This is a genomic window from Halopseudomonas laoshanensis, assembly GCF_008365385.1.
Classification (GTDB): Bacteria; Pseudomonadota; Gammaproteobacteria; order Pseudomonadales; family Pseudomonadaceae; genus Halopseudomonas; species Halopseudomonas laoshanensis.
Window position 1 is genome coordinate 235,584 of record NZ_QOVF01000003.1, and the last position, 23,919, is coordinate 259,502.

Genomic DNA, 23,919 nt, shown 5'->3' on the forward strand with positions numbered 1-23,919 from the left:
TCAATTCCCCAGCAGTTGTAGCAGGTAGCGACTATCCAGTAGCACCCAGTCCACCCAGAACAGCTGGTGGGCGAGGATGATCAGCCAGCATAGCTGCTGGTAAGAGGCCTTGCGGGTCTTGTGACGCAGCACCTGCTGCGCAACAAGCGCCCCGGGCCAACCGCCTAAAAGCTCCGACAGGTGCAAAACCTTTTCCGGCGTCCGCTGCAGCGACTGTTCGGCGGCACGCTTGTCCGACCAATAAAGAAACAGGCTGATAAGGCTGACGCCGCCATAGGCCGCCAGTGGCAAGATCCAACCCTGCCCATTCAGCATCTGCAATGAACCGATCAACGGCAGAAGGCATAGCGCCAACCAGGCCATCAGCTTCGGCAACAGATACTGAACGGAAGCGCTACGCCGAACTGCCACTTTCCTTTCAGTGGCAGAGCGACCTGTTGCAGCGGGCTTGCTCGCCCTGCCAGCAGGCGGACGGCCTGATGGCTCTTTGGGCTTGCGCCGAATAGCGGGACGATCGAGGCTCAGCCCTTCCCCGCGCATATGAGTAGCCCGCAACCGTCCTTTTGCATCCTTGCCTGCCAGATACAGCACGGTGTCACCCTGACTCGGACGAGCGTCTCCGCGCATAACCGAAATATGCACAAAGAGCTTGGTGCCGCCGTTTTCCGGTTGAATAAAACCAAATCCCTTGCCGTCATCCCAGCTCAGCAATACGCCCCGTTGCTCCATTAACAGATCTCGAATATCCAATGTTGTGGGCAGCCATTGTCTATTACCTACCGCTTTTCCGTTAGCCGCCCACTCCATCGCTGGCCAAAACACCTAGATATTGGGAGTTGTTAATGTCAGCCCCTGGCAACCCGCCAAAGACGCGCAATGTCAGCAGCACGGGCCTGCAACTGCGAAGCTGCGTTCGCCATCGCTTCCTGGAGTACCATAGGCCCCGGCGTCAGACTGAACGCCGCATCGATGCCTGCCTCGTAAAGCCGTTGATATCCTTCGCCAAGGCTCCCGGCCAGGGCGATAACCGGCACTCCCGCTGCTTTGGCGATACGGGCAACACCTACCGGCGTTTTGCCGTGCAGGCTCTGGCCATCCAGCCGGCCTTCGCCGGTAATCACCAGATCGGCGTCTTGAACGGCTTGCGCCAAACCCGATAACTCCGCCACCAGCTCGATTCCCGGACGAAACCGCGCATGCAGCACCGCGGCAGCAGCGAACCCCAGCCCGCCAGCGGCGCCAACGCCAGGCTCATGACGCAGATCGACACTGATGGTCTTGGCCAGTACGTCGGCAAAATGGCCCAATGCCCGGTCCAACTGTTCCACCTGTTCTGCGCTGGCACCCTTCTGCGGCCCGAACACATGCGAGGCGCCGCGGGGCCCACACAGGGGGTTGTCGACGTCGGCCGCCACCATGAACTCCACACGGTCCAGCCGCGCGTCCAGGCCATCCAGATCGATGTAGTGCAACCCCTGCAAGGCGCCGCCACCCGGAGCCAAGGGCTGATCCTGGTTATTCAGAAAACGCGCGCCCAGGGCTGCCAGCAAGCCAGTACCCGCATCATTGGTTGCGCTGCCCCCCAGGCCCAGAATAATCCGCGTAGCCCCCGCATCCAGTGCGGCTGCGATGAGTTGCCCGGTACCGAAACTGCTGGCTTTGAGAGCATCGCGCTGCTCGCTGGGTACACAATGCAAGCCACTGGCAGAAGCCATTTCGATCACCGCCTGGCCGTCACCCAGCCAACCCCAGTGGGCGCTGACCGGCTCCCCCAGCGGGCCTTGGACCAGCGCCTCGCGGCGCTCGCCACCGGTGGCAGCCAGTACCGCGTCCACCGTCCCCTCGCCGCCATCGGCCATCGGAAATAGCCCGATCTCCGCCTCCGGATAGACGCTCGCCCAGCCTGCGGCAATAGCCTCGGCGACGGCGTTGGCGCTCAGACTCTCTTTGAATGAGTCCGGGGCGATGATGACTTTCATGGCTTTGCTCACAGCAGGATCAGGCTAAGCAGCCAGACAGTCAGCATACCGGTCAGCCCCTGAATCAGGGTGGCCATGGTCTGAGCCTTGTACGCCGTGGCGACGCTCATGCGGCTGAACTGGGTGACGACCCAGAAGAAGCTGTCATTGGCATGCGATACGGTCATCGAGCCCGCGCCAATGGCCATCACCGTCAGCACCCGGCCCATTTCGCTATCCAGGCCCAGCTGGCCGAGCATCGGTGCTACCAGTGCCGAGGTCGCAACCAAGGCCACGGTAGTCGAGCCCTGCGCCGATTTCAGCGCTGCAGCCACCAGGAACGGCATAAACAAACCGATGCCCAGTGCCGACAGCGTTTCCCCGAGGTAGTCGCCCAGCGGCGTGACTTTGAGCACTGCGCCGAAGGCACCGCCGGCACCGGTAATCAGCAGGATCGGCGCAGCGGCGAGGATGCCCTCGACCACCCGATCATGAAACTCCTGGCGCTTGTTGTCCGATTTCAGCAGCGTACAGGCCAGGCCCAGACCGACGGCCAGCGCGATGACTGGCTGACCGAGAAAGGCCATGACAGTGTAAATAAAGCCTTCGCCGACGGGCTTGGCCGGGAGGTTGGCCAAGGTACCCAGACAGATCAGGCCAATGGGCACGAAGATGGGCGCAAAGGCTTTGCCGGCGCTGGGCAGCACACCGTAACTATCGCGCATCTGTTGATAGTCTTCGCTGGCCATGATTGGCGCGCCATCCTCTTCCAGCGGAATATCCTTGCCAATAAACCGGTTGGCCCACCACATCCCGGCCAATGCGGTGACCGCCGAGACAAACAGACCAACCAGAATCACCAGCCCCAGACTGGATTCGAGACCCAGATTACCCGCCGCCGCAATCGGGCCCGGCGTGGGCGGGACGAAGGTATGCGAGGCATACAAACCGGTGGCCAACGCCACACTCATGGCGATAACGGAAATTTTCATCCGCGCCGCCAGGGCGTTCTTGAGCGAGTTGAGGATCACGTAACCGGAGTCGCAGAACACCGGAATGGACACCAGATAACCGATGATCGACATGGTCAGGGTGGGGAACCGCTCGCCCAGTACCCGGATCACGGTTTCCGCCATGGTGATGGCGGCACCGCTGCGCTCAAGAATCACCCCGATGATGGTGCCAAAGGCGATAACGATGCCGATATAACCGAGAATCCCACCGAAGCCGGTGGTGATGTGCTTGACGATTTCCATCGCCGGCACCTGATAGGCAAAACCGGCCAACAAGGCAGCGGCGAGCAGGGCCAGGAACGGATGCAGCTTGAAGCGGGTGGTCGCCAACACGATAAAGACGACCAGGGCGACCAGAATCAGAACAAGACCCATGACCGAACTCCTTATTATTGTCTGAGGGGTGGGATACGCAGCCCAACATTGTCGCCCAGCCACCGTGCAAAATCCTTATGCACAGGCAACACCCGATAGCGCCCCTGCAGATAAAATACTGTGCAGTTGCACAATTACTCTGCCGGTCGCCATTCACCTTGCAACGCCATGCTCAGCGCCAGCTGCATGCGATGATCGGCCCTGCTCAGGTCAAGCGCGCTTAGCTGCCCGATGCGCTCCAATCTGTAGCGTAGCGTATTACGATGAATGCCGAGCTGCGCGGCACTGAATTGCGCCGAGCCGTCGTGCGCCAGCCAAACCCGCAGGGTATCCAGCAAGACGTCTTGCGCATCCGCCAAGCGCAGGCGCTCGAGGGGTGCCAGCAATTGTCTGACGGTCCAGGACTCGCGCTGGGCATGCAGTAGCGCCGTGAGGCGAAAATCCTCCAGCGCCAGATACCGCCTGGGCAGCGCCAGGTCTTCGGCAAAATCGCGCAGGGCCAGGAGCGCCTGACAGGCCTGGCGCAGATCGGCCAATGATTCGACCGGCTCCGCAGTATGCACACGCTGTAGTGCCCAGTGCCGACGGTCAGCCTGCTCAAGCCAGGCATGATCAGCCGCGGCATTCAGCGGCGAGCGCAACCACAGCACAGCGTTGGCTCCCAGTGGCAGGACCACATGCTGGGGATGCCGCTCGCGCATCTGCATGATCAACTGTGCCTGACTAGTGGGGCTGTCAGCTTCCCGGGCAAGACTCAGCAGGCAGGCCTGCCGCGGCCAGGCCAGGGCCAGACCCAGATGCTCGGTATCGATCTGCAGTCGGCCGAGAGAATAGCCATCATCCAGCAGATGGGTGAGCCAGGTTTCCTGCTGCTGGTTATGCCACTGCCGCTCGGCATACGAAGCACGCTGCTCCACCAGCATTTCTGCGGTCATCCGCAGCAACTCGGCCAGCGGCCGAACCTGCTCCGGATCGCCGGTGATGCCCAGCACGCCAATCAAACGCCCTTCGTGCATCAGCGGTAGATTCACCCCAGCGCGGACCCCTTGCAAGCAGGCAGCGGCCTCGGCGTCGATCTCCACCACACGCTGGTTGGCCAGTACCAGTTGCGCCCCTTCGTGGCGGGTATGCAGTCGCGTCGGGTCGCCGCTGCCAATGATCATGCCCTGCGTATCCATCACATTGAGGTTATGCGGCAGGATGGCCATTGCACGGTCAACGATGTACTGCGCCAGGGTGGTGTCCAGTTCGATCATCTAGGGCTCTCCGCTCAGGTTTCGGAGCATAGCAGCGCTGAACAAACTTTTTCAGCGGATAGCGGTCTTATAGGTACCTGAACCGATTTAAAAAGTGAGCGCCTTGAACAGATCTACCGATACGAGCCCACAGGCCGAAGAACGCCTGGTCACCAGCCTGACGCGCGCCTGCGAGCTAGCCAAGCTGGAAATCCCCGGTTTTCTCTGGCTGACACACGAGGGCGATCGCAACCTGTCGCCCGGTAACCTGCACGTTGTCTGGATATTCGACACGCAGGCGAGCTTGGCGCACGCTTTGGAAACCGGTCTGGGTAAGCGCATGTATGAACTGACGGCCCAAGCCTTCACCGAGGCCGCAATTGCCGTGCGCGCAGCGGAAGCCCATGTCAGCTTCGATACCGAAGAAGCCTGCCAGCGGCACAATAACGGCAATTGGCAGGCGCGCCTGTCAATGCTGCGCTTGAGTCATTAACACCACCGCGAAAGATTCATCGCCCCGCAACACCCCTGTCACTCTGCTGTCATGCCACCGGGACAATCTGAAGCTTCTCGCTCAGAGCTACCCGAGTCTCCCGCCCCCATATCGGAGGATGCAGCATGACTTTTGACCAAGACAATCTCGACGACTCTACCAGCAACGTACGTAAACAACGGCGCCAGCAGGAAGACAAGAAGCGCATGGCCTACCGCCGTGCGATCGAGGACTACCGGGAAAGCAAAGCGCTGCATGCGCTGGTGTGCGACTTCCCCGATCTGATCGGTACTGCACAGAATCACCAGCGCCTGCATTAACGGAACGGCGGCAGCTGGCGACTTTATCGCTGATCAGAATGCATACTGCAGCTTCACTTCGGCATTGCGCGGTGCGCCATAAAAGCCGCCGTTATAGACGAAGGTGGTGTAGTAAGTACGGTCCAGCAGGTTGTTCAGGTTCAGGCTGGCGGTCAGGTCCGGTAGCAGTTCCTGGCGAGCCATCAGGTCCACCACTGCATAGCTGCCCTGTTCTGCCTTTTCGCCATTGGGGCCGGAATTTTCCTTGTAGATATCGCCCTGCCAGCGCACCGCGCCGCCCACAACGGTGCGGTGGGGTCCATCGAGTAGGTCGTAGGTGCCGGACAGTCGGAACATGTCTTCGGGCTCGTAGGTGAGCGCTGCCTCACCTTCGGCGTCTTCGGCCTCGCGATGGGTATAGCCTGCGTACAAGCGCGCCCGCGGCGTGACTTCGCCGGACACTTCCGCCTCGAACCCCTTGGACACCACCCCTTCTCGAGGGCGATAGCGCTGCTCGCCATCAATCATGCGGTCCGGTTCAGCTACGTTGTCCTGTTCGATGCGAAAAACCGACAACGACGCATTCACACGCTCATTGAGAAACGCTGCCTTGATGCCGGCGTCGTAGCTGGTGCCTTCGATGGGCGCAAGCACCTGGTTGCTGACGTCGCGATTGGACTGGGGATTGAAGATCTGGCTGTAGCCGGCATACAGCGAGTAGGTATCATTTATGTCGTAGATCACGCCGCCGTAGGGGGTGACTTCATCGCTATGGCTGTACTCGTCGGTCTTCTGCTTGTTAACCCACTCCTCCCGTTCCCAGTCGCTGACCCGGACCCCCGCGACCACGGCAAGGGCATCGGTAACGCTTAGCCGCGCCGCAGTGTAATAGCCGGACTGGTCAGTGGTAGCCTTGCGAAAGCGTGAGGCCTGTTCGTCGAACACCGGGCGCGGATAGTCCCAATCATAGAAGCTACCGGGATCAGGCCGGGTCACCGGGTCGTACCATTCCCGGTCGTTGGTCTCCCGGGCGCGGTTCCAGCCGACTATCAGCTCGTGCTCACGCCCCATGAATTCGAAAGGCCCGCTGGCGAACAGGTTCACGCCGGTCTGGCTACGGTCGACACTGAAGCTGTTAAGGGAGCTATTGAAGCCGGTGCCGGTGTCCTGGTCGATGTAGCCAGACAGATACTGCATGCGGCCAAAGTAATCACCCTGCAAATGGCTCACCGAGAGCTTGGCATTCCAGCCATTGGCGAACTGATGCACCAGGTCGGCGAAGTAGATGCTGCGTTTCTTGTCCCAGACCGTCCAGTCAGTGCCCGTGGTAGTCGAACGGGAAAAGTCGGTGCGCTGCCCGTTGGAAAAGAACAATGGCACCGGCTCGCCGTAGGTGGTCCCGTCGGAACCCAGATTCTGGTAATCCAAGCCAAATGACAGTGTGGTGTTTTCCGTCAGGTCGATCTCGCCGATACCGTAGAGCACCTCACGTTGCTGGTGAAGAAAATCCATATAGGACTTGTTGCCCTGGTAGGCGGCCACCAGACGGCCACGTATGTGACCGTTCTCGGTCAGGGGCCCGGACAGGTCGGTTTCGGCGCGGTACTTGTCCCAGCTACCGGCACTCAGACTGGTGCTGCCCTGGAATGTCCGGGTTGGCCGTTTGCGCACCAGATTGATCGCCGCGGAGGGGTTGCCCGCGCCACTCAGTAGACCCGCCGCACCGCGCACCACTTCCACCCGGTCATAGATCGCGGTATCTGCCAGAAAGTCGCCCTCCACGCTGCTTTGCGCTTCCACCGGGGTGCCGTCGATCTGCACATGGGTAATGGGGAAGCCCCGCGCCGAGGGGAACGCCCGGTCACTTTCCGCCTGATTGACGCTGACGCCGGTGGTCTGGCTCAGCGCGGCAGCCACGTCATTAAGGGCAAAGTCGTCCATCTGTTGACGGGTGATAACGGCCACCGATTGCGGTGTCTCTCGTGGCGCCAGATTGAGCCCGGTCGCCGAGCGCATATTGCTGGTGGTGTAGGAGCCGGTGTTCTCGGTCACGCTCTCGTCGAGCGCGCCTTTCTCGGCGGTCACGGTCACCGGTGCAAGATTGGTTACATCGTTGCTTTGACCCGCAGTTGGCGCCTCTTCGGCTCGCAATGCTGTTGTTGAGGCACTGGCTATAACCAGGCTCGCGGTAAGTACCCATTTATTGCGCTGCAACATGGGAAATCTCCTTGTTCCACAGGTTGTCGGGCCGAACTACTCCGGCCCTGTGGTATTGGGTGGGATCAAAAGCTGTACTTGAGGGTGAGCTTGCCGTTACGCGGCTCGCCATAGGCGTACTGGCTATAGAAGCCGATCTGGCTGTAATACTTCTTGTCGAGCAGGTTATCGATATTCAACTGGGCACTGAGGGCGTCGCTGAGCTGGTAGCGGGCCATGACATTGACCAGGGCGTAAGATGGCTGCTCGAGCTTTTCCTTCTCGCCCAGCGGATTGGTCGCCACTGTGTAGTTGCCATCCTCCCAGTTGACACCGCCGCCCAGGGTCAGCCGGTCAAGACGGTAGGTACTGAAGATATTCGCCGTGCGTCGAGAGAACCTCGTATTCACCGGCTCTCCGTCGGCGTCCTTGGCACTGAACTGGGCCCAGCCAAATAACAGGTTCCAGTTGTCGGACAGCGCGCCGGAAAGCTCGATCTCATAACCATCGCTGGTGGTCCCTTGCGCGGGGTAGTACGCCTGAGCAATTCCACCAGGCACAACCGCTCCTACGTCCGGCTGGGCGAGGTTGTCCTGCTCTATGCGGAATAAGGCGAGCGATGCGTTCAAGCGGCCGGCAAAGTACTCACCCTTGACCCCGGCTTCGTAGTTCTTGCCCTCCAGCGGCTCCAGGAAATCGCCGTTGCGGTCCTGATATTCTTGCGGATTGAAAATCTCCGAGTAACTGACATAGGCTGAATGCTGATCGTTGATGTCGTAGATCAGGCCGGCATAAGGTGTCAGTTCCCTGTCGTGATCAAACTCATACAGCTCGCCATTCCATTTCCTGCCGTTGGTGTCCCAGTTGCTGATGCGGCTACCGATGATCAGTTGCAGGGGATCAGTCAGTTGCAGGCGTGCGACTGCGTAAGCACCCAATTGGTCGATATCCTGGGTGGTATAGGTGCTGGAGGGCCCCCATTGCGGCTCGGGGTGGGAACCGTCCCACTCGTAGTAGTTACCCGTCGGTGACGTCCCCAGTCGCGGGCGGTTGTCAGTTACCAGCTCCTGCTGGCTATGCATGAGCCCGACGGTGAACTCGTGCTCACGACCGGCAAAGCGGAAGGGTGTGTTGACGTAGACGTCCAGGGTGTCCTGTTCGCGCCTGACGTCATACCAGCTGGCGCCGCCACTCATGCCCAGCCCGGTTGTCTTGTCAGGTGCGCCGGATAGCCAGAGCAGGCGCAGATCACCCTCGTTGATGCTGCGGGTGTAGGCCCCGTATAACTTCACCCCGGAATCAAATACGTGCTCGAGGTTGGCGTAATATGTCGTGTGCTCGGAAGCCCATTCCGACCAATCGGTGCCGTTGGTTTTCGACCGACTCCAGTCAGTGCGCGTACCGTCGCTGAACCAGGTGGGCAAACCACCCCACATCGAACCGGTCGGGCTGTTCTCCTGGTAACTTGCGCCCAGATTAAGCAGGGTACGCTCGGTAAGATCGATCCCAAGCGTACCGAAGAGTACCGATTTTTCCGTTTCGAGCAGATCTATATAGGAGTCCTGCTGCAGATAACTGCCGACTACCCGGCCGCGGATCGTGCCGCTTTCATTTAGCGCATCAGCCACATCAAAGGTGCCCTGGTAACGATCCCATGAGCCCACCTGACCACTGACAAATCCTGTGAGCTGGTCACTGTCGGCACGCTTGCGTACCAGGTTGATCGCTGCCGACGGGTTGCCGGCCCCGGTGACCAGACCGGTAGCGCCCCGGACGATCTCGACTCGGTCATACAGGACTGTATCCATCTCCGTTTCACCTGCAGACCAACCGCTGGTCCAGGTCGTCGGCACGCCGTCGATCTGCAGATTGGTAATATCAAACCCGCGTGCGGAAAATCCGCTGCGCGAACTGTCAAACGCCTTGCTGGACACACCGGTGGTCATGTTCACCACGTCCGTAATCGACTCCAGCGCCATGTCATCGATTACCTGACGGGTTACCACCGAGACCGACTGCGGTGTTTGGCGAATGGGTAGCGAGAGCCGGGTGGCGGTATTCATCGAGTCGGTGGTGTAGGACTCAGTGCCTTCGGTAGTGGCGGTTTTGCCCGCTGTGGCCGTCACCGTGACCGCCTCAAGGGTGATGGATTCGGCGGCTTGAACGGCTGAGTCTGCCGAACTCTGAGCCCAGGCAGGAGCGCTACCGAAAACGGCGAGGCTGATGCTCAAAGACAATAGCGATTGACGAGTAGCGAGACGAGAAAAGTGCGAAGAACGGGACATGGATTTGACCTTGGCATCGAAATGATTACCCCTATGCCGAGCGAGCGTTGCAAACCCGTAAAAAATAATGACTCAATGTTGAGGTCCAAGCTGATTTACCCCTGCGCGTAGCAAGTCCGCCGAATTCACGCTCCACCACCTGCAGTCGATTCCAGGCCACGCGATGCAACGGCTGCTCCTGCAGCCACAGCTCGAAGGCATGGCGAGTGCAGTCGTCTGCACCTTCGGCGCCGAGCGCAACAGCCCAGGCAATCACCCGCTCCAGCATCTGGTCGGAAATCTCGTGGTTGTCGTCGAAGCTGCTCATTGGGCTAGCCCATCAGAACGCGATAACAATGACGCAGGGCCTGGGCCATATCCTTTTCCACCGTGCTCAGAGATACGTTCAACTGCGCAGCTATAAGGGGATAACTCCTGCCTTCCAGCCGCGACAGCAAAAACACCCGGCGTACCCGCGGGTTGAGACCGTCAAGCAGGGCGTCGATGCGCGCCAGGGCTTCGACAATCTGCAGGTGTTCTTCTGGCGAAGGCATATCAGCCTCTGGCAAGGACCTCAGTCTCTCCAGCCAGGACCGTTCCAACGCCTGCCGTCGGCGAAAATCGATCAGCAAGCCGTGAGCGATGCGCGCCAGGTAGGCGCGGGGCTCGTCCATGACCGGCATAGCGGCCTTGCCCAACAAGCGCATGAACACATCCTGCACCAGATCGGCGGAGGTCTCCGCGCAACCTACACGACGGTACACCACGGCCTTCAACCAATGGCTGTGGCGCGTGTAAAGTCGGTCCAGAGTAGGTTCTGCCGCAGACAGCATGCTCGTGGCTCACATCGAAAGACTGAGGCAACGGATACTACTGATAACGATAATGATTCGCAATGGCATTGGGGCTTCTTTGCGCCGCAGTCTTCCGTGCTTGCTTGCAGAATTAACCTTTCACAGTAAACCGGGCAGCAATACGTTTGATCGACGCGCGTTCTTCACGCAAATAAGCCAGAAAGGCTTCGGCGACCGGACTCATGCGCTTGCCGCGGGCATGCACCGCACACCAGCTGCGATACAGCGGCAACTCAGTGAAATCCAGACGTACCAGGTCGCCATTGCGCAAGAACGCTGCAGCCGAATGCTCGGAAACCAGCGCTATGCCCAATCCGGCTGCGGCGCCCTGAACCATGCTTTCGCCCGAGCCCATTTGCATGGTGTGCTGCAAATGCACCCGGCGCTGGACGAAGAAATCATCGCAGGCCTTGCGTGTGCCCGAGCCGGGCTCACGCTGCAGCACACACTGGGTTTCCAGCTCCGCCAGCGCCAGTGAAGGCTGATTGGTCAGAGGATGGCTGGGCGCAGCCACGGCAATGATGGCATTGTTCAGGAACGGGAAGAACTCCAGCGCCCGATCCTCCGGCACCAGACCCATCAGCACTATATCGTCCTGATTGTCCTGTAAGCGCTGGATGACCTGTGAACGCCGGGTGACTTCAAGGCGGAAGCTGACCTGGGGGAAGCGTTGCCGGAACTCTGCCAACAGGTGAGGCGTCAGGTATTGAATGCTGCTCACCACCGCTAACCGCAACTCACCCTGAAGACTGCCCTGCAAGGTGGTCAGGCTCATGTCCAGACTGTCCAGCCGGGCAAATATATCGCCACTGGCCTGCAGCAGGCTGTCAGCCGCTTCAGTCATGTACAGCTTCTTGCCGACGTACTCGAACAACCCCTGCCCGACCAGTTCCTCCAACTGACGAATCTGCTGACTCACCGCCGATTGGGTCAGCGACATCTCTTCCGCTGCCCGGCTGTAGGAGAGGCTTCGGCACACCGCCTGGAACACCTGCATCTGTCGCAGGGTCAACCGATAGAGGGATTTGCGCATGCTGGACTACCCTTAAGAAGACTAAAATGCATCTGCCAGCAGGATGTATAAGTTATTACTTATACTCAAGCTCATTATTATTCATTTTTCATCGATGCCGTGCAGGCGTAGCTTAAACCTACCGATCACCACCAAGAGGACAGCGGACGTGATCAAGAAGATTCTTATCGCTAACCGCGGGGAAATTGCCGTACGAATAGTTCGCGCTTGCGCGGAGATGGGCATTCGTTCCGTGGCTATCTACTCCGAAGCCGACCGTTACGCGCTGCATGTCAAACGCGCAGACGAGTCTTATAACCTGGGCAGTGAGCCCCTGGCGGGCTATCTGAATGCCCGGCAACTGGTCAATCTGGCGGTGCAAACCGGCTGTGACGCGCTGCATCCAGGCTATGGTTTTCTTTCCGAAAATGCCGAGCTGGCCGATATTTGCGCCGAACGCGGCATCAAGTTTATTGGCCCTAGTGGGGATGTCATCCGCGGTATGGGTGACAAAACCGAAGCCCGGCGCAGCATGATCAGGGCTGGCGTACCCGTGACACCAGGCACCGATGGCAATCTGGCCGATCTGGCCGAAGCCCTGAGCGAAGCCGAACGCGTAGGCTATCCGGTCATGCTCAAGGCTACTTCGGGTGGCGGCGGCCGCGGTATTCGTCGTTGTAACAGCCGCGCCGAGCTAGAGCAGGCCTGGCCACGGGTTATTTCCGAAGCGACCAAGGCCTTCGGCTCGGCCGACGTGTTTCTGGAAAAATGCATCGTCAATCCCAAGCATATCGAAGCGCAGATTCTCGCCGACAGCCACGGCAACACCGTGCATCTGTTCGAGCGTGACTGTTCGATCCAGCGGCGTAATCAGAAGCTGATCGAGATCGCCCCCAGCCCGCAGCTGACCCCCGAGCAGCGCGCCTATATTGGTGATCTGGCGGTCAAGGCCGCACAGGCGGTGGGCTACGAGAACGCCGGCACGGTGGAGTTTCTGCTCGCCGAAGGCGAGGTGTATTTCATGGAAATGAACACCCGCGTCCAGGTCGAGCACACCATTACCGAACAGATCACCGGTATCGATATTGTTCGCGAGCAGATCCGCATTGCCTCTGGTTTGCCGCTGTCGGTCAAGCAGGAAGACATTCAGCACCGCGGCTTTGCCATCCAGTTCCGCATCAATGCTGAAGACCCGAAAAACGACTTTCTGCCCTCGTTCGGCAAGATCACGCGCTACTACGCCCCCGGCGGCCCCGGCGTGCGCGTGGATACGGCAATCTATACCGGCTACAGCATTCCGCCCTATTACGACTCCATGTGCCTGAAGCTGATTGTCTGGGCACTGACCTGGGAAGAGGCGCTGGACCGCGGGCTGCGGGCGCTGGACGACATGCGCCTGCAGGGTGTGAAGACCACCACGGCCTACTATCAGGAGATCTTGCGCAATGAGGAGTTTCGTTCCGGGGTATTTGACACCAGCTTCGTTGAAGCCCACCCCGAGCTGACGCGCTACTCGGTCAAACGCAAACCGGAAGAGCTCGCCCTGGCGATTGCCACTGCCATCGCGGCGCACGCGGGCCTATAAACAGCGGCATGCGCCCCACCGCAAGCCACAGAAGAACACCGATCCGCTGGCAGCTCCGCGCTTGAAGCTTGCAGCTAACGAGGAACAGATGATGAGCACTACACGCAAAATTACTGTCACCGATACCATCCTGCGCGATGCCCACCAATCGTTGCTGGCCACGCGCATGCGCACCGAAGACATGCTGCCGATCTGCGAGAAGCTCGACCAGGTTGGCTACTGGTCGCTGGAAGTCTGGGGCGGCGCGACTTTCGATGCCTGCATTCGCTTTCTCAAGGAAGACCCCTGGGAGCGCCTGCGCCAACTGCGCGAAGCGCTGCCCAACACGCGCCTGCAGATGCTGTTGCGCGGCCAGAACCTGCTCGGCTACCGCCACTACAGCGACGACGTAGTGCGCGCCTTTGTTGCCAAGGCGGCGGCCAACGGTATCGACGTGTTCCGGATTTTCGATGCGATGAATGACGTGCGTAACCTGGAAACCTCGATCAAGGCGGTCAAGGACGCGGGCAAGCATGCCCAGGGCACCATCGCCTACACCACCAGCCCGGTGCATACCGTCGAGGCCTTCGTAAAACAGGCGCAGACAATGGAAGCGCTGGGCTGCGATTCTCTGGCAATCAAGGACATGGCCGGTCTGTTGACGCCCTATGCCACCGGCGAACTGGTCAAGGCGCTGAAAGCCGAACAATCCTTGCCGGTGTATATTCACTCGCATGACACCGCCGGCCTCGCCGCGATGTGCCAGCTGAAAGCGATCGAAAACGGCGCCGATCACATCGATACCGCCATTTCCAGCATGGCCTGGGGCACCAGCCACCCGGGTACCGAGTCCATGGTCGCGGCGCTGCGTGGCACCCCGTTTGATACCGGCCTGGACCTGGAACTGCTGCAGGAAATCGGCATGTATTTCCATGCCGTGCGCAAGAAGTATCATCAGTTTGAGAGCGAGTTCACCGGGGTCGACACCCGCGTGCAGGTGAACCAGGTTCCGGGCGGCATGATGTCCAACCTGGCCAACCAGTTGAAGGAACAGAATGCACTGGGCCGTATTCAGGAAGTGTTTGACGAAATTCCGCGCGTACGTGCAGACCTGGGCTTCCCGCCGCTGGTCACGCCCACCTCGCAGATCGTCGGCACCCAGGCGGTATTTAACGTTCTGGCCGGCGAGCGCTACAAGACCATCACCAACGAGGTGAAACTCTACCTGCAAGGCCGTTATGGCCAGGCACCCGGTGAAGTGAATGCCGAGCTGCAGCGCCGCGCCATTGGTAACGAGGCGGTGATCGACGTGCGTCCTGCCGATCTGATCAAGCCGGAAATGGACAAGCTCAAGGCCGAAGTCGGCAGCCTGGCCGAGTCAGAGGAGGACGTGCTGACCTACGCCATGTTCCCCGACATTGGTCGCAAGTTTCTCGAAGAGCGTGCCGCCGGCACACTCAAACCTGAAGCGTTGCTGCCGGAACCCGGCGCTGCCGGCAAACCCATGGCCGAAGACGGCGCCCCGACCGAGTTCATCATCGACGTCCACGGTGAAAGCTACCGCGTTGACATCACCGGCGTCAGCGTCAAGGGTGATGGCAAGCGGCATTTCTACCTGAGCCTGGACGGCATGCCTGAAGAAGCCGTGTTTGAACCCTTGAACTCCTTCAGCGGCACCGGCGGCAGCAGTCGCAAGCAGGCCAGCCAGCCGGGTCACGTCACCACCAGCATGCCCGGCAACGTGGTTGATGTACTGGTTGCGGTCGGTGATGTGGTCAAAGCCGGCCAAGGCGTACTGGTCAGCGAAGCCATGAAAATGGAGAGCGAAATTCAGGCGGCGATCGCCGGTACCGTCAAGGCCGTGAACGTGGCCAAGGGTGACCGGGTCAATCCAGGTGAGATCCTGATTGAAATCGAAGCCTGAGGTCTGTCAGCACCGGTGTCCGCTCGGCGCCGGTGCGGCATGAACGACGAGAACGTTTATCTGTACAGCCCACCCGGAACAAAGAGACTGCACATGAATAACGACGAAAAACATAACGAAACGGCTGAAGAGGCCCTCCAGCATATTGTCGACGGCTTCAATCGCTTTCGCCATGAGATTTATCCTGATCAGCAGGAGCTGTTCAAGAAGCTGGCTCACGAGCAAACACCGCGGGCCATGTTTATCACCTGTGCTGATTCGCGAGTCGCCCCGGAGCTGATTACCCAAAGCTCGCCGGGCGATTTGTTCGTATCGCGCAACGTCGGTAACGTGGTGCCGCCCTACGGTCAGATGATGGGCGGCGTCTCTACCGCGATCGAGTTTGCGGTGCTGGCGCTGAACGTTCACCACATCATCATCTGTGGCCACTCCGACTGCGGCGCGATGAAAGCCGTACTCAACCCGGCGACCCTGGACTCACTGCCCACCGTCAAAGCCTGGCTGCGGCACGCCGAGGTGGCCAAGATCGTGGTGGAAGACAACTGCAGTTGTGAAGCAGACAAGCTGGGCATGATGACCGAGGAAAACGTTCTGGCTCAGTTGCAGCATCTGGCGACGCATCCCTCCGTGGCATCGCGTCTGGCCCGCGGCGAGCTGTTTATCCATGGCTGGGTGTATGACATCGAAACTGCGCAGATTCGGGCCTATGACGCCGACACCGGCGAATTCCGGCAGATCGGCGACGGTCCGCTGCCCATGGCCACACCCAGAGCGCGGTACCCATCGCCATCCAAGCGCTTGAAATAACACTGATGGATAACGGGGCTGCGTCATATCTCCCGACCATCCATTCTGTATTGGCGTCAATCGGGTTATACTCTGCGGCTTGATTTCAATCTGCAGGCTGGCTCGTCTTTCCAATCGGCCTGTGTTCTCCAAGCCACTCCAGTTCTCTGGCGTGGCTTGTTGGTTTTTACCGTCCAAGGGCGGAACACTGAGCGAGGCAGAAAATAGATGACCGCATTGGTTGGCGTGATCATGGGCTCCAAGTCAGACTGGTCCACTTTGAGCCATACGGCGGATATGCTGGATAAGCTCGGCATCCCCTATGAAGTGAAAGTGGTCTCTGCCCATCGCACACCGGACCTGTTGTTCCAGTACGCCGAAGAAGCGGCGGGCAAAGGCATCGAAGTGATCATCGCCGGTGCCGGCGGTGCTGCCCACCTGCCCGGCATGTGCGCGGCCAAGACGCACCTGCCAGTGCTCGGCGTGCCAGTGCAGTCTTCCATGCTTTCAGGCGTGGATTCATTGTTGTCGATCGTACAGATGCCCGCGGGTGTGCCCGTTGCGACGCTGGCCATCGGCAAGGCTGGCGCGATCAATGCCGCGCTGCTGTCTGCCAGTATTCTTGGCGGTAAATACCCCGAGTATCACCAGGCGCTGGAAGCCTTCCGCAACCAGCAGACGGACACCGTGCTGAACAACCCCGACCCGCGTCAGGCCTGAGGACAATGCAATGAAAATCGGTGTCATTGGTGGTGGACAACTCGGACGCATGCTGGCCCTGGCCGGTACCCCGCTGGGCCAGCAATTCGCCTTTCTTGATCCGGCACCTGACGCCTGCGCCCAGGCCCTGGGCGAACACATTCGCGCTGACTACAGCGACCGCGATCATCTGCGCCAACTGGCTGATGAAGCCGACGTGGTGACCTTCGAGTTTGAAAGCGTGCCCGCGGAAACCGTGGCCTTTCTGTCGCAGTTCGTTCCTGTTTTCCCCAATGCTGAATCGCTGCGGATCGCCCGGGATCGCTGGTTTGAGAAATCCATGTTTCAGGACCTCGGCATCCCGACGCCGGAATTTGCGGATATCCAATCCCAGGACAACCTTGATGCAGCGGTGAAACGCATCGGTCTGCCGGCGGTAATGAAAACCCGCACCCTGGGCTACGATGGCAAGGGCCAGAAGGTCTTGCGCCATGCCGAGGACGTGCAAGGCGCCTTTGCCGAACTGGGCAATGTACCCTGCATTCTTGAGGGTTTCGTGCCCTTCACCGGTGAGGTTTCATTGATCGCCGTGCGCGGCCGGGACGGCGAAACCGCCTTCTACCCGCTGGTGCACAACACTCATGAACAGGGCATCCTGCGTCTGTCGATTGCCAGCACTGACCACTCGTTGCAAGGCCTGGCTGAGGACTACGCCAGCCGGGTCCTCAAGCAGCTGGATTATGTCGGCGTACTCGCATTCGAATTCTTTGAGATCGACGGCGGTCTCAAGGCCAACGAAATCGCCCCGCGCGTACACAACTCCGGCCACTGGACCATTGAAGGGGCCGAATGCAGCCAGTTCGAAAACCACCTACGCGCGATCGCCGGCCTACCCTTGGGCTCCACCGCCAAGCTGGGTGAAAGCGCGATGCTCAACTTTATCGGCGAAGTGCCGGCAGTGGACAAGGTCACCGCGATCAGCGATTGCCACCTGCATCACTACGGCAAAGCCTTCAAAAGCGGCCGGAAAGTGGGCCACGCAACGCTGCGCTGTGCAGATGCCGCCACGTTAAAGGCGCGTATCAGTGACGTACAGCGTCTGATCCAGCCTTAGTCTCTTCTCACCCCCACTGCCTTGCCCCTGTTACTGGACGCCTGCTTGCCAGGCGCCCAGTAACAATTGCCCGTTACAGATCAACATGCTCTATGCTCAGAGCAAGATAGGCACGATGGAGGCTGGCAGCGCGCCGGCCTCATCGACGACCACGGGCCACCGCTATTATGGAATTCAAGGATTATTACGCCACGCTCGGTGTGGAACCGGACGCGGACGACAAGGCGATCAAAACCGCCTATCGCAAACTCGCGCGCCAGTACCATCCCGATGTCAGCAGCCTGGCCGGCGCCGAGGAGAAATTCAAGGAAGTCGCCGAAGCCTACGACGTGCTGCACAGCCCGGAAAAGCGCGCCGAGTACGACGAGCTGCGCCTGGCGCGACAGCAGCGGCAACGCTACAGCAGCACATCACAGGGTGCGTCAGCAGGCTCAGCAGGAAGCGATCAGGACTTTGCCGACTTCTTCGCCTCGATGTTTGGTTCGGGATCTGCCCACCAATCGCCCTTTGGCGACAACCGCTTTGCTCAGAAAGGCAGTGACGTGGAAATAGAGATGCCGGTATTTCTCGAAGAAACGCTGGAAAGCACCAGCAAACCAGTGGAGTTCATGCTGCCCTACCGGGATGAACGCGGCCGGATGCAGGAGCTGAAAAAATCCCTCAAGGTCAAGATTCCAGCCGGCGTGCGTGATGGTGAGCGGATTCGCCTGAAGGGCCAGGGCGCCCCCGGCAGCGGCAATGCGGCGAATGGCGACCTGTATTTGCACATTCGTCTGGTACCGCACCCGCTGTTTGATGTGGAGGGGCATAATCTGGTGCTTACTGTGCCACTGGCTCCCTGGGAAGCGGCGCTGGGGGCCAAGGTGACGATCCCGACATTGGTCGGCAAAATCCAATTGACCATTCGCCCCAACAGCCAATCAGGGCAGCGGCTACGTATCAAGGGCAAGGGCTTGGTCGGCAAGGCTGGTCCGGGCGACCTGTTTGCCGTACTCAAGGTCGTCATGCCCCAACACGCTGACGAGGCAAGCCGAACACTGTGGACGCAACTGGCCAAAACTGCCGAGTTCGATCCACGAGCAGAGTGGAGCCAGGCATCATGACCACCGTGACCCAGGTACACATCAAATTTGCCGAGCTGAGGCAGTGTGTGAGCCTCAGTGAGGAACAATTACTCGAGTTGGTGGCGGAAGGGATTCTCACACCGCAGGTGGGCAAGCTGCCCGAGGAGTGGGAGTTTGATAGTACCTGCGTCAGCATCGTGCACAAAGCGGAACGCCTGCACCATGAATTGACGGTTGAATGGGCCGATATCCCGTTGGTATTGGGCTTGCTTGAGGAGGTACAGCAACTCAAGGCGGAGAATGAATATCTCAAACAACGCCTCAGCCGCTTCTTGCAGGACGAACAACTCTGACGTTTCTCAATCAGGTGCCAGCGCCACCCCTGCGCCATAGGGCGCTGAAAAATATTTGCTTGGCAAAGCCCGTGGTCTTCGGGAAACTCCTGGGGCTTGAGTTGTCTCAGCCTGTATCCTTCCTGTTTTGAGTTCTGATTTATGCGCCTGCTTTGTCTTGTCTGCTTATGCCTTGTATTGTCGGCGACTGTGCACGCCGCCCCCCGCACCGTGGACTGGCTCGACCTGCTCCCCGAAGAGGATTATCAGGCGATGCTGGAAATGCCTGAGATTGGCCATGACGGCAAGACCGAGGCGCCGGGTGACTTTACCCAAAGCATGCGCCAGCGTGACGATCTTCCGGCCGTCATGTACTCCACCAGCGTGGTTGAATCCTTCGACAAACAGCAGGTGAAAATCGCCGGATTCCCGGTGCCGCTGGAAACAAACGAGAATGGCGACTACACCTCGTTTTTTCTGGTGCCGTATGCCGGTGCCTGCATCCACGTCCCACCGCCACCGCCCAATCAGATCATTCTGGTGGATTATCCGCAGGGAATCGCCATTGACGATATCTACGAAGCATTCTGGATGTCTGGCACGCTGCATATTGACCAGACCAGTAATGCGCTGGCAGATGCCAGTTACCGCGTTGAAGCGGACCAGGTGTGGGTCTACGACGGCGAGTGAATCGCTGGTCTCCCCCTTCCGGGTGGGTAACCCGCCATCCAATTCCGGTATGCTTGGCGCTTCGCCCATGAGTTGACCAGGAGTTCAGATGGAATCGCTGATTGGTTTTACGGGTCTTGCGCTACTGGTGCTGTTTTACCTGCGCAAGTACCTGCTGAGAAAGGAATCTCCGCAAACACAGGCTATGCCTTTCAGCGGTGAGTTGTATCAGGTCGGTCTGGCCTGTGTGGCCAAGCGGGCGCACAACGGCGCTACCTCTACGGTGGTTGTCATGCCCGGCTTTGTAGAAAACTTTCTGTATTTCACCGAGTACTATGCGGACCCGGCCATCGAGCTGATTCTGCTGACCAGTGCTGACTACCATGTACCGGTCACCAACCCGCGATTAACCCAAGCAAAGTGGGCCACCGCGCCAACAGCTCATGCGGGAAGCATTGCCTATGATGCGCAGGTGTTGAATCTGGCACTGACGCACCTGGTGACGACTCCGAATGTGCGTGTACACGGCCATTCGCGCGGGGGCGCAGTAACCCTGGAAGCCGCTCGCCAGCAACCCGCGCTATTCGAGCAGATTGAAGTCATTCTGGAAGCACCGGTGCTACCCCAAGGCCAGCCCTATACGCCGATGCCTGCTCTAGTACGCTGGTTACTGCCGTTCTTTTTACCCTTCTGGCAGCAGCAGCCCATCAATGAGCGCAATCGGAAAATCTGGGGCCCTCTGGATAACCCGCGCAAGCGCGAACTGATCATGGGCGTGCCTTTCAATCCCAAGCGTGCAGCGATCATGCTGGCCAACCTCAAGGATATGGCGGATTGGATGCCGAACACCGGTACCGATATCTACCAATACGTCAAACGCGGCGCGATCCTGGTCCCCGGCGATGATCGTGTGCTGCAAAGTGCCGCGATGCTCGCTAGCGCCCGGCAGGCAGAGAACCTGCAGATCATCGAGATCGATGGGGGCAGCCATTTTGTTCTGCCCGACCACCCGGACAGCATCCCGCCGCTGCGGCCTAACTGACCATGGCTTATCAGTTCGAACCAATAGCGGTCGTCCGCTCCTGCTTCAGCGAGAAATTCGCCATACCCAGGCAGCCAAGTCTGGCGCCCGCCGCCAGCGGCGTGATCGAACTGTTACCGCCCTATGATCAACCTGAGGCAGTCGCCGGGCTGGAGGGGGTGTCCCACCTGTGGCTGTTGTTCGTGTTCCACGCCGCGCCGTCGGGTCCGACCCATCTTCGGGTCAGGCCGCCGCGATTGGGTGGCAACCAGCGCATCGGCGTTTTTGCCAGCCGCTCGACCCATAGACCCAACCCTATCGGCCAGTCCGTGGTGAAACTCGACGGCATAGAGCCGGGCCGTCTGCGGATCTCGTCGATCGATCTACTGGACGGCACCCCCATCCTCGATATCAAACCCTATGTGCCCTACGCTGACAGTCTGCCGATGGCCAGCAACAGCCTGGCCGATGCCGCACCGATCCTGCTGGCAGTTGATTGGGCACCCGCCGCCCTGCAACAGGCCCGAGACCAGGCTGACCGCTTGTGCCAGCCAGTTGTCGAGGTAATCGAGCAGTGCCTGGCGCAAGATCCCAAGCCTGCTTATCAGCAGCCGGGGACGGAGCGCCGCTATGGGGTACGCTTCTGGGATCTGAATGTGTGCTGGCATTACCCGCAACCTGATCGTATCTGCGTTTTGTCTATCGAACAGATCTTGCCGGCCGCGCATTGAATGGCATGTATGGTCGCTGCCTGACCGGCCCCAAGGCGCGACTAACGCGGCCACCAGCAGCTATACTCGCGCCATTGTTGGCTCGCCGGTTGCCCTCTCCCTGTATGACTCCATGGCGTAGCCTGACGACTAATCTGCCCGAGAGGATGCCTGATGTTTGATCTGAGCCATGTGGCCCTGCTGATGCTGGCGGGCCTGATCGGCACCTGGATATGGCGAGGCCTGGGCTTGCGTGACCGGGCTCTGATTCTGGTCAGGCAGCATTGCAAGCAGGTGGATGTGCAGTTGCTCGACGAAAGCATCGTCCTTAACCGAATTCGTCTGGCACGCAACCGGGGCGGCCGCTTTGGCGTGGTCCGCCGCTATGGGTTTGAGTTTACCGTCACCGGTGAAAGGCGATACCACGGCAATATTCAGCTACACGGGGCGCGCCTGCTCGGCATAGAATTGGCGCCGCACCCCTTTCCCAGCGCGGGGCCGGATGATCCGAATCTGCGCGAAAAGCTGCTATGAATGCCGCCGAACTGTCGCACTTTTGCCTGAGCCTGCCCGGCGCCCGAGAGGATCTCAAATGGGGTCAAAATCGGGTGTTCTCGGTCGCAGGTACCAAAATGTTTGCGCTGATTGATTTGACCACCGATAGCTGCGCGTTCAAGGTGGATCAACCCCTTTTTCTCGGATTTTGCGACCGGCCAGGGTTTCATCCATCGCCCTACCTGGCCCGCGCGCACTGGGTAAGCCTCGACTACCCTTACAAACTCACCACTGAAGAGCTGCGCGGATTGGTCCGCGAATCTCATCAACTAGTGGTCGGCAGGTTGCCAAAACGCCTACAAGCAGGTCTGATCCTTCCCTGAGAGCAAAATTTACAGGTTTGAGGGAAGAGGTGCAGGTTCCACGTGGAACCCTCAGGGCTGGCAGCGGCTGGGCTCTGGCTTTATGCTTGGCAACATGATCGAGAATATCCCCACCCATCTGATAGCCGGCCCCTTAGGTGCGGGCAAGACCACATTGCTCAAACAGCTGTTACGCCAGCGGCCGAGCGGCGAAAAGTGGGGCATATTAATCAACGAGTTTGGCCAGATCGGCATTGATGCCGCTCTACTGGAAAGCGACGCCCAGGGCGTTGCTCTCGCAGAAGTGCCGGGCGGCTGCCTATGTTGTGTGAACGGCCTGCCTTTTCAGGTCGGCTTGAACCGTCTGCTGCGTAAAGCGCGACCGACTCGCGTGTTTATCGAAGCGTCAGGGCTTGGCCATCCACTCAAGCTGCAGCAGCAGTTGGCGGCCCCACCCTGGCAAGGGGTACTAGCGCTGCAGCCGTTGATCATGGTCCTGGACGCCGGCCAACTGGCCAGCGGCAAGCCGTTGGCAGAGTCGCAACGCCTGGCGCTACCAGAGGCCGGGTTGTTATTGCTGAATAAGTCTGTGGATTTGGACGCTCTGGCCAAGCAAAGGATTGCCACTTCACTTCCAGATCGGCAAATACTCTGGTGCGACAAGGCCAATATCAGTTTCGACCTTTTACCCACGACCACGACCACGACCACGGCCTGCAGCGAGGCCACTGCCCTGCCTGACGCCGCCGCTTTGCCGGACATGCCGGTCTTGTGGAGAACGATCGAGGATTGGCATTGCAGGGTGCAGAGCATGGAGGCCCACCACAGTATCGGCTGGCGCATGCACCCTGATGTGCTGTTTGAGCCGGAAGCACTGCAGAGCTGGCTGGCGACGCAGCGCTGGATCCGCGCCAAAGGCGTTGTGCATACCACTGGCGGCTGGATGGCATTCAATGCCTTGCCAGGGGAGACGATTGCCTGGCAACACAGCGGCTGGAATAAGGATAACCGCATCGAGCTGCTGACAGCACAACGTCCCGACCAGGTAGCGCTGCAGAACAGCTTGCGGGCGGCCACGAGCAACCATTAAGGTAGAACCTTTTATGCAGCGCAGACCATGAAATTTACCCTTCTCAGTAGTGCAATGCTGGCTCTGTTCAGCTCTCAGGTAATGGCGACGGCGTGCGTGATCAGCTCCAATGACGATCAGTTGCCGATTCGCATGTGCCAGCAGAACATCAACATACCGCCGTCGCTATTTACCGACAGCTTCTGCCAGCCGCAGATACCCGACCGCTCCTTTGACGTGGCTTTCACCGAGGAATGTCCTGAGGGCGCTTATGGAATCTGTCATGGCGCGAAAACGCCGGGCGTGGCCTACGAGCAGGCAATTCATTACTACAGCGACGCCGATGACGCACCTATACTTAAGGCATACTGTGAAAACATCAGCGAAGGACGCTGGGACACGCCCTGAGGG

The 23,919-nt window shown here is 59.5% G+C and carries 25 protein-coding genes; 16 read left to right on the forward strand and 9 right to left on the reverse strand.

The annotated features are described in order from the left end of the window. From DT594_RS11860 to DT594_RS11875, 4 genes are all read right to left on the reverse strand, one after another. Positions 1-729 (reverse strand): DUF1294 domain-containing protein, encoded by a 729-nt coding sequence (locus tag DT594_RS11860; protein WP_149333143.1) that lies wholly within the window; start codon positions 727-729, stop codon positions 1-3. Positions 730-845: 116 nt separating this feature from the next. Then, positions 846-1,979 (reverse strand): glycerate kinase, encoded by a 1,134-nt coding sequence (locus tag DT594_RS11865; RefSeq protein ID WP_149332862.1) that lies wholly within the window; start codon positions 1,977-1,979, stop codon positions 846-848. An 8-nt stretch (positions 1,980-1,987) separates the two neighbouring features. Next, positions 1,988-3,346 (reverse strand): GntP family permease, encoded by a 1,359-nt coding sequence (locus DT594_RS11870; RefSeq protein ID WP_149332863.1) that lies wholly within the window; start codon positions 3,344-3,346, stop codon positions 1,988-1,990. A 134-nt stretch (positions 3,347-3,480) separates the two neighbouring features. Continuing rightward, entirely contained in the window at positions 3,481-4,602 is a 1,122-nt protein-coding gene (locus DT594_RS11875) for a sugar diacid recognition domain-containing protein (protein WP_149332864.1), read from the reverse strand. A 103-nt stretch (positions 4,603-4,705) separates the two neighbouring features. Between DT594_RS11875 and DT594_RS11880 the strand changes: the two genes are divergently transcribed. Together DT594_RS11880 and DT594_RS11885 are read left to right on the forward strand one after the other, a co-directional pair. Beyond that, positions 4,706-5,074: a hypothetical protein gene (locus DT594_RS11880; protein ID WP_149332865.1), complete on the forward strand. Its 369-nt coding sequence runs from the start codon at positions 4,706-4,708 to the stop codon at positions 5,072-5,074. Positions 5,075-5,199: 125 nt separating this feature from the next. Further along, a complete protein-coding gene (locus tag DT594_RS11885) occupies positions 5,200-5,394 on the forward strand; it encodes a PA3496 family putative envelope integrity protein (protein WP_149332866.1) in 195 nt (64 codons plus the stop codon). 33 nt (positions 5,395-5,427) lie between these two features. On the opposite strand, the gene DT594_RS11890 is transcribed toward DT594_RS11885, so the two are convergent. From DT594_RS11890 to DT594_RS11910, 5 genes are all read right to left on the reverse strand, one after another. After that, positions 5,428-7,590, reverse strand: coding sequence for a TonB-dependent siderophore receptor (locus DT594_RS11890; RefSeq protein WP_149332867.1), 2,163 nt, complete (start codon positions 7,588-7,590; stop codon positions 5,428-5,430). Between the two features lie 65 nt (positions 7,591-7,655). Continuing rightward, positions 7,656-9,854, reverse strand: a complete 2,199-nt coding sequence (locus DT594_RS11895; protein ID WP_149332868.1) for a TonB-dependent siderophore receptor — start codon at positions 9,852-9,854, stop codon at positions 7,656-7,658. A 31-nt stretch (positions 9,855-9,885) separates the two neighbouring features. Next, entirely contained in the window at positions 9,886-10,161 is a 276-nt protein-coding gene (locus tag DT594_RS11900; RefSeq protein ID WP_149332869.1) for a FecR/PupR family sigma factor regulator, read from the reverse strand. A 4-nt stretch (positions 10,162-10,165) separates the two neighbouring features. Beyond that, a complete protein-coding gene (locus tag DT594_RS11905; protein WP_178091514.1) occupies positions 10,166-10,666 on the reverse strand; it encodes a sigma-70 family RNA polymerase sigma factor in 501 nt (166 codons plus the stop codon). 112 nt (positions 10,667-10,778) lie between these two features. After that, positions 10,779-11,720, reverse strand: coding sequence for a LysR family transcriptional regulator (locus DT594_RS11910; protein WP_149332870.1), 942 nt, complete (start codon positions 11,718-11,720; stop codon positions 10,779-10,781). Between the two features lie 148 nt (positions 11,721-11,868). On the opposite strand from DT594_RS11910, the gene DT594_RS11915 reads away from it, so the two are divergent. The 14 genes from DT594_RS11915 to DT594_RS11980 all read left to right on the forward strand — a co-directional run bounded on the left by DT594_RS11915 (position 11,869) and on the right by DT594_RS11980 (position 23,916). Continuing rightward, positions 11,869-13,284: an acetyl-CoA carboxylase biotin carboxylase subunit gene (locus DT594_RS11915; protein WP_149332871.1), complete on the forward strand. Its 1,416-nt coding sequence runs from the start codon at positions 11,869-11,871 to the stop codon at positions 13,282-13,284. Between the two features lie 91 nt (positions 13,285-13,375). Beyond that, positions 13,376-15,187, forward strand: coding sequence for a sodium-extruding oxaloacetate decarboxylase subunit alpha (oadA, locus tag DT594_RS11920; protein ID WP_149332872.1), 1,812 nt, complete (start codon positions 13,376-13,378; stop codon positions 15,185-15,187). A gap of 93 nt (positions 15,188-15,280) precedes the next feature. After that, positions 15,281-15,994 carry a carbonic anhydrase gene (locus DT594_RS11925; protein ID WP_149332873.1) on the forward strand — a complete coding sequence of 238 codons (714 nt, stop codon included), beginning with the start codon at positions 15,281-15,283 and terminating at the stop codon, positions 15,992-15,994. A gap of 207 nt (positions 15,995-16,201) precedes the next feature. Continuing rightward, positions 16,202-16,693, forward strand: coding sequence for a 5-(carboxyamino)imidazole ribonucleotide mutase (gene purE, locus DT594_RS11930; RefSeq protein ID WP_149332874.1), 492 nt, complete (start codon positions 16,202-16,204; stop codon positions 16,691-16,693). 10 nt (positions 16,694-16,703) lie between these two features. Beyond that, positions 16,704-17,786, forward strand: a complete 1,083-nt coding sequence (locus DT594_RS11935; RefSeq protein WP_149332875.1) for a 5-(carboxyamino)imidazole ribonucleotide synthase — start codon at positions 16,704-16,706, stop codon at positions 17,784-17,786. A gap of 167 nt (positions 17,787-17,953) precedes the next feature. Then, positions 17,954-18,889, forward strand: a complete 936-nt coding sequence (gene cbpA / locus DT594_RS11940) for a curved DNA-binding protein (RefSeq protein ID WP_149332876.1) — start codon at positions 17,954-17,956, stop codon at positions 18,887-18,889. Beyond that, positions 18,886-19,203: a chaperone modulator CbpM gene (locus DT594_RS11945; RefSeq protein WP_149332877.1), complete on the forward strand. Its 318-nt coding sequence runs from the start codon at positions 18,886-18,888 to the stop codon at positions 19,201-19,203. The genes cbpA and DT594_RS11945 overlap by 4 nt, the downstream gene beginning before the upstream one ends. 141 nt (positions 19,204-19,344) lie before the next feature. Further along, positions 19,345-19,872 (forward strand): DUF3299 domain-containing protein, encoded by a 528-nt coding sequence (locus tag DT594_RS11950; protein WP_149332878.1) that lies wholly within the window; start codon positions 19,345-19,347, stop codon positions 19,870-19,872. A gap of 88 nt (positions 19,873-19,960) precedes the next feature. Continuing rightward, positions 19,961-20,893, forward strand: a complete 933-nt coding sequence (locus DT594_RS11955; protein WP_149332879.1) for an alpha/beta hydrolase — start codon at positions 19,961-19,963, stop codon at positions 20,891-20,893. A 2-nt stretch (positions 20,894-20,895) separates the two neighbouring features. Next, a complete protein-coding gene (tsaA, locus tag DT594_RS11960) occupies positions 20,896-21,603 on the forward strand; it encodes a tRNA (N6-threonylcarbamoyladenosine(37)-N6)-methyltransferase TrmO (RefSeq protein ID WP_149332880.1) in 708 nt (235 codons plus the stop codon). A 153-nt stretch (positions 21,604-21,756) separates the two neighbouring features. After that, positions 21,757-22,116, forward strand: a complete 360-nt coding sequence (locus tag DT594_RS11965) for a DUF3301 domain-containing protein (RefSeq protein WP_149332881.1) — start codon at positions 21,757-21,759, stop codon at positions 22,114-22,116. Continuing rightward, positions 22,113-22,460, forward strand: coding sequence for an MmcQ/YjbR family DNA-binding protein (locus tag DT594_RS11970; protein ID WP_149332882.1), 348 nt, complete (start codon positions 22,113-22,115; stop codon positions 22,458-22,460). The genes DT594_RS11965 and DT594_RS11970 overlap by 4 nt, the downstream gene beginning before the upstream one ends. A 94-nt stretch (positions 22,461-22,554) precedes the next feature. Continuing rightward, complete coding sequence (locus DT594_RS11975) at positions 22,555-23,529, forward strand: CobW family GTP-binding protein (protein ID WP_149333145.1); 975 nt, start codon at positions 22,555-22,557, stop codon at positions 23,527-23,529. A 27-nt stretch (positions 23,530-23,556) separates the two neighbouring features. Further along, positions 23,557-23,916 carry an NADH:ubiquinone oxidoreductase gene (locus DT594_RS11980; RefSeq protein WP_149332883.1) on the forward strand — a complete coding sequence of 120 codons (360 nt, stop codon included), beginning with the start codon at positions 23,557-23,559 and terminating at the stop codon, positions 23,914-23,916. The last annotated feature ends 3 nt before the right edge of the window (positions 23,917-23,919 follow it).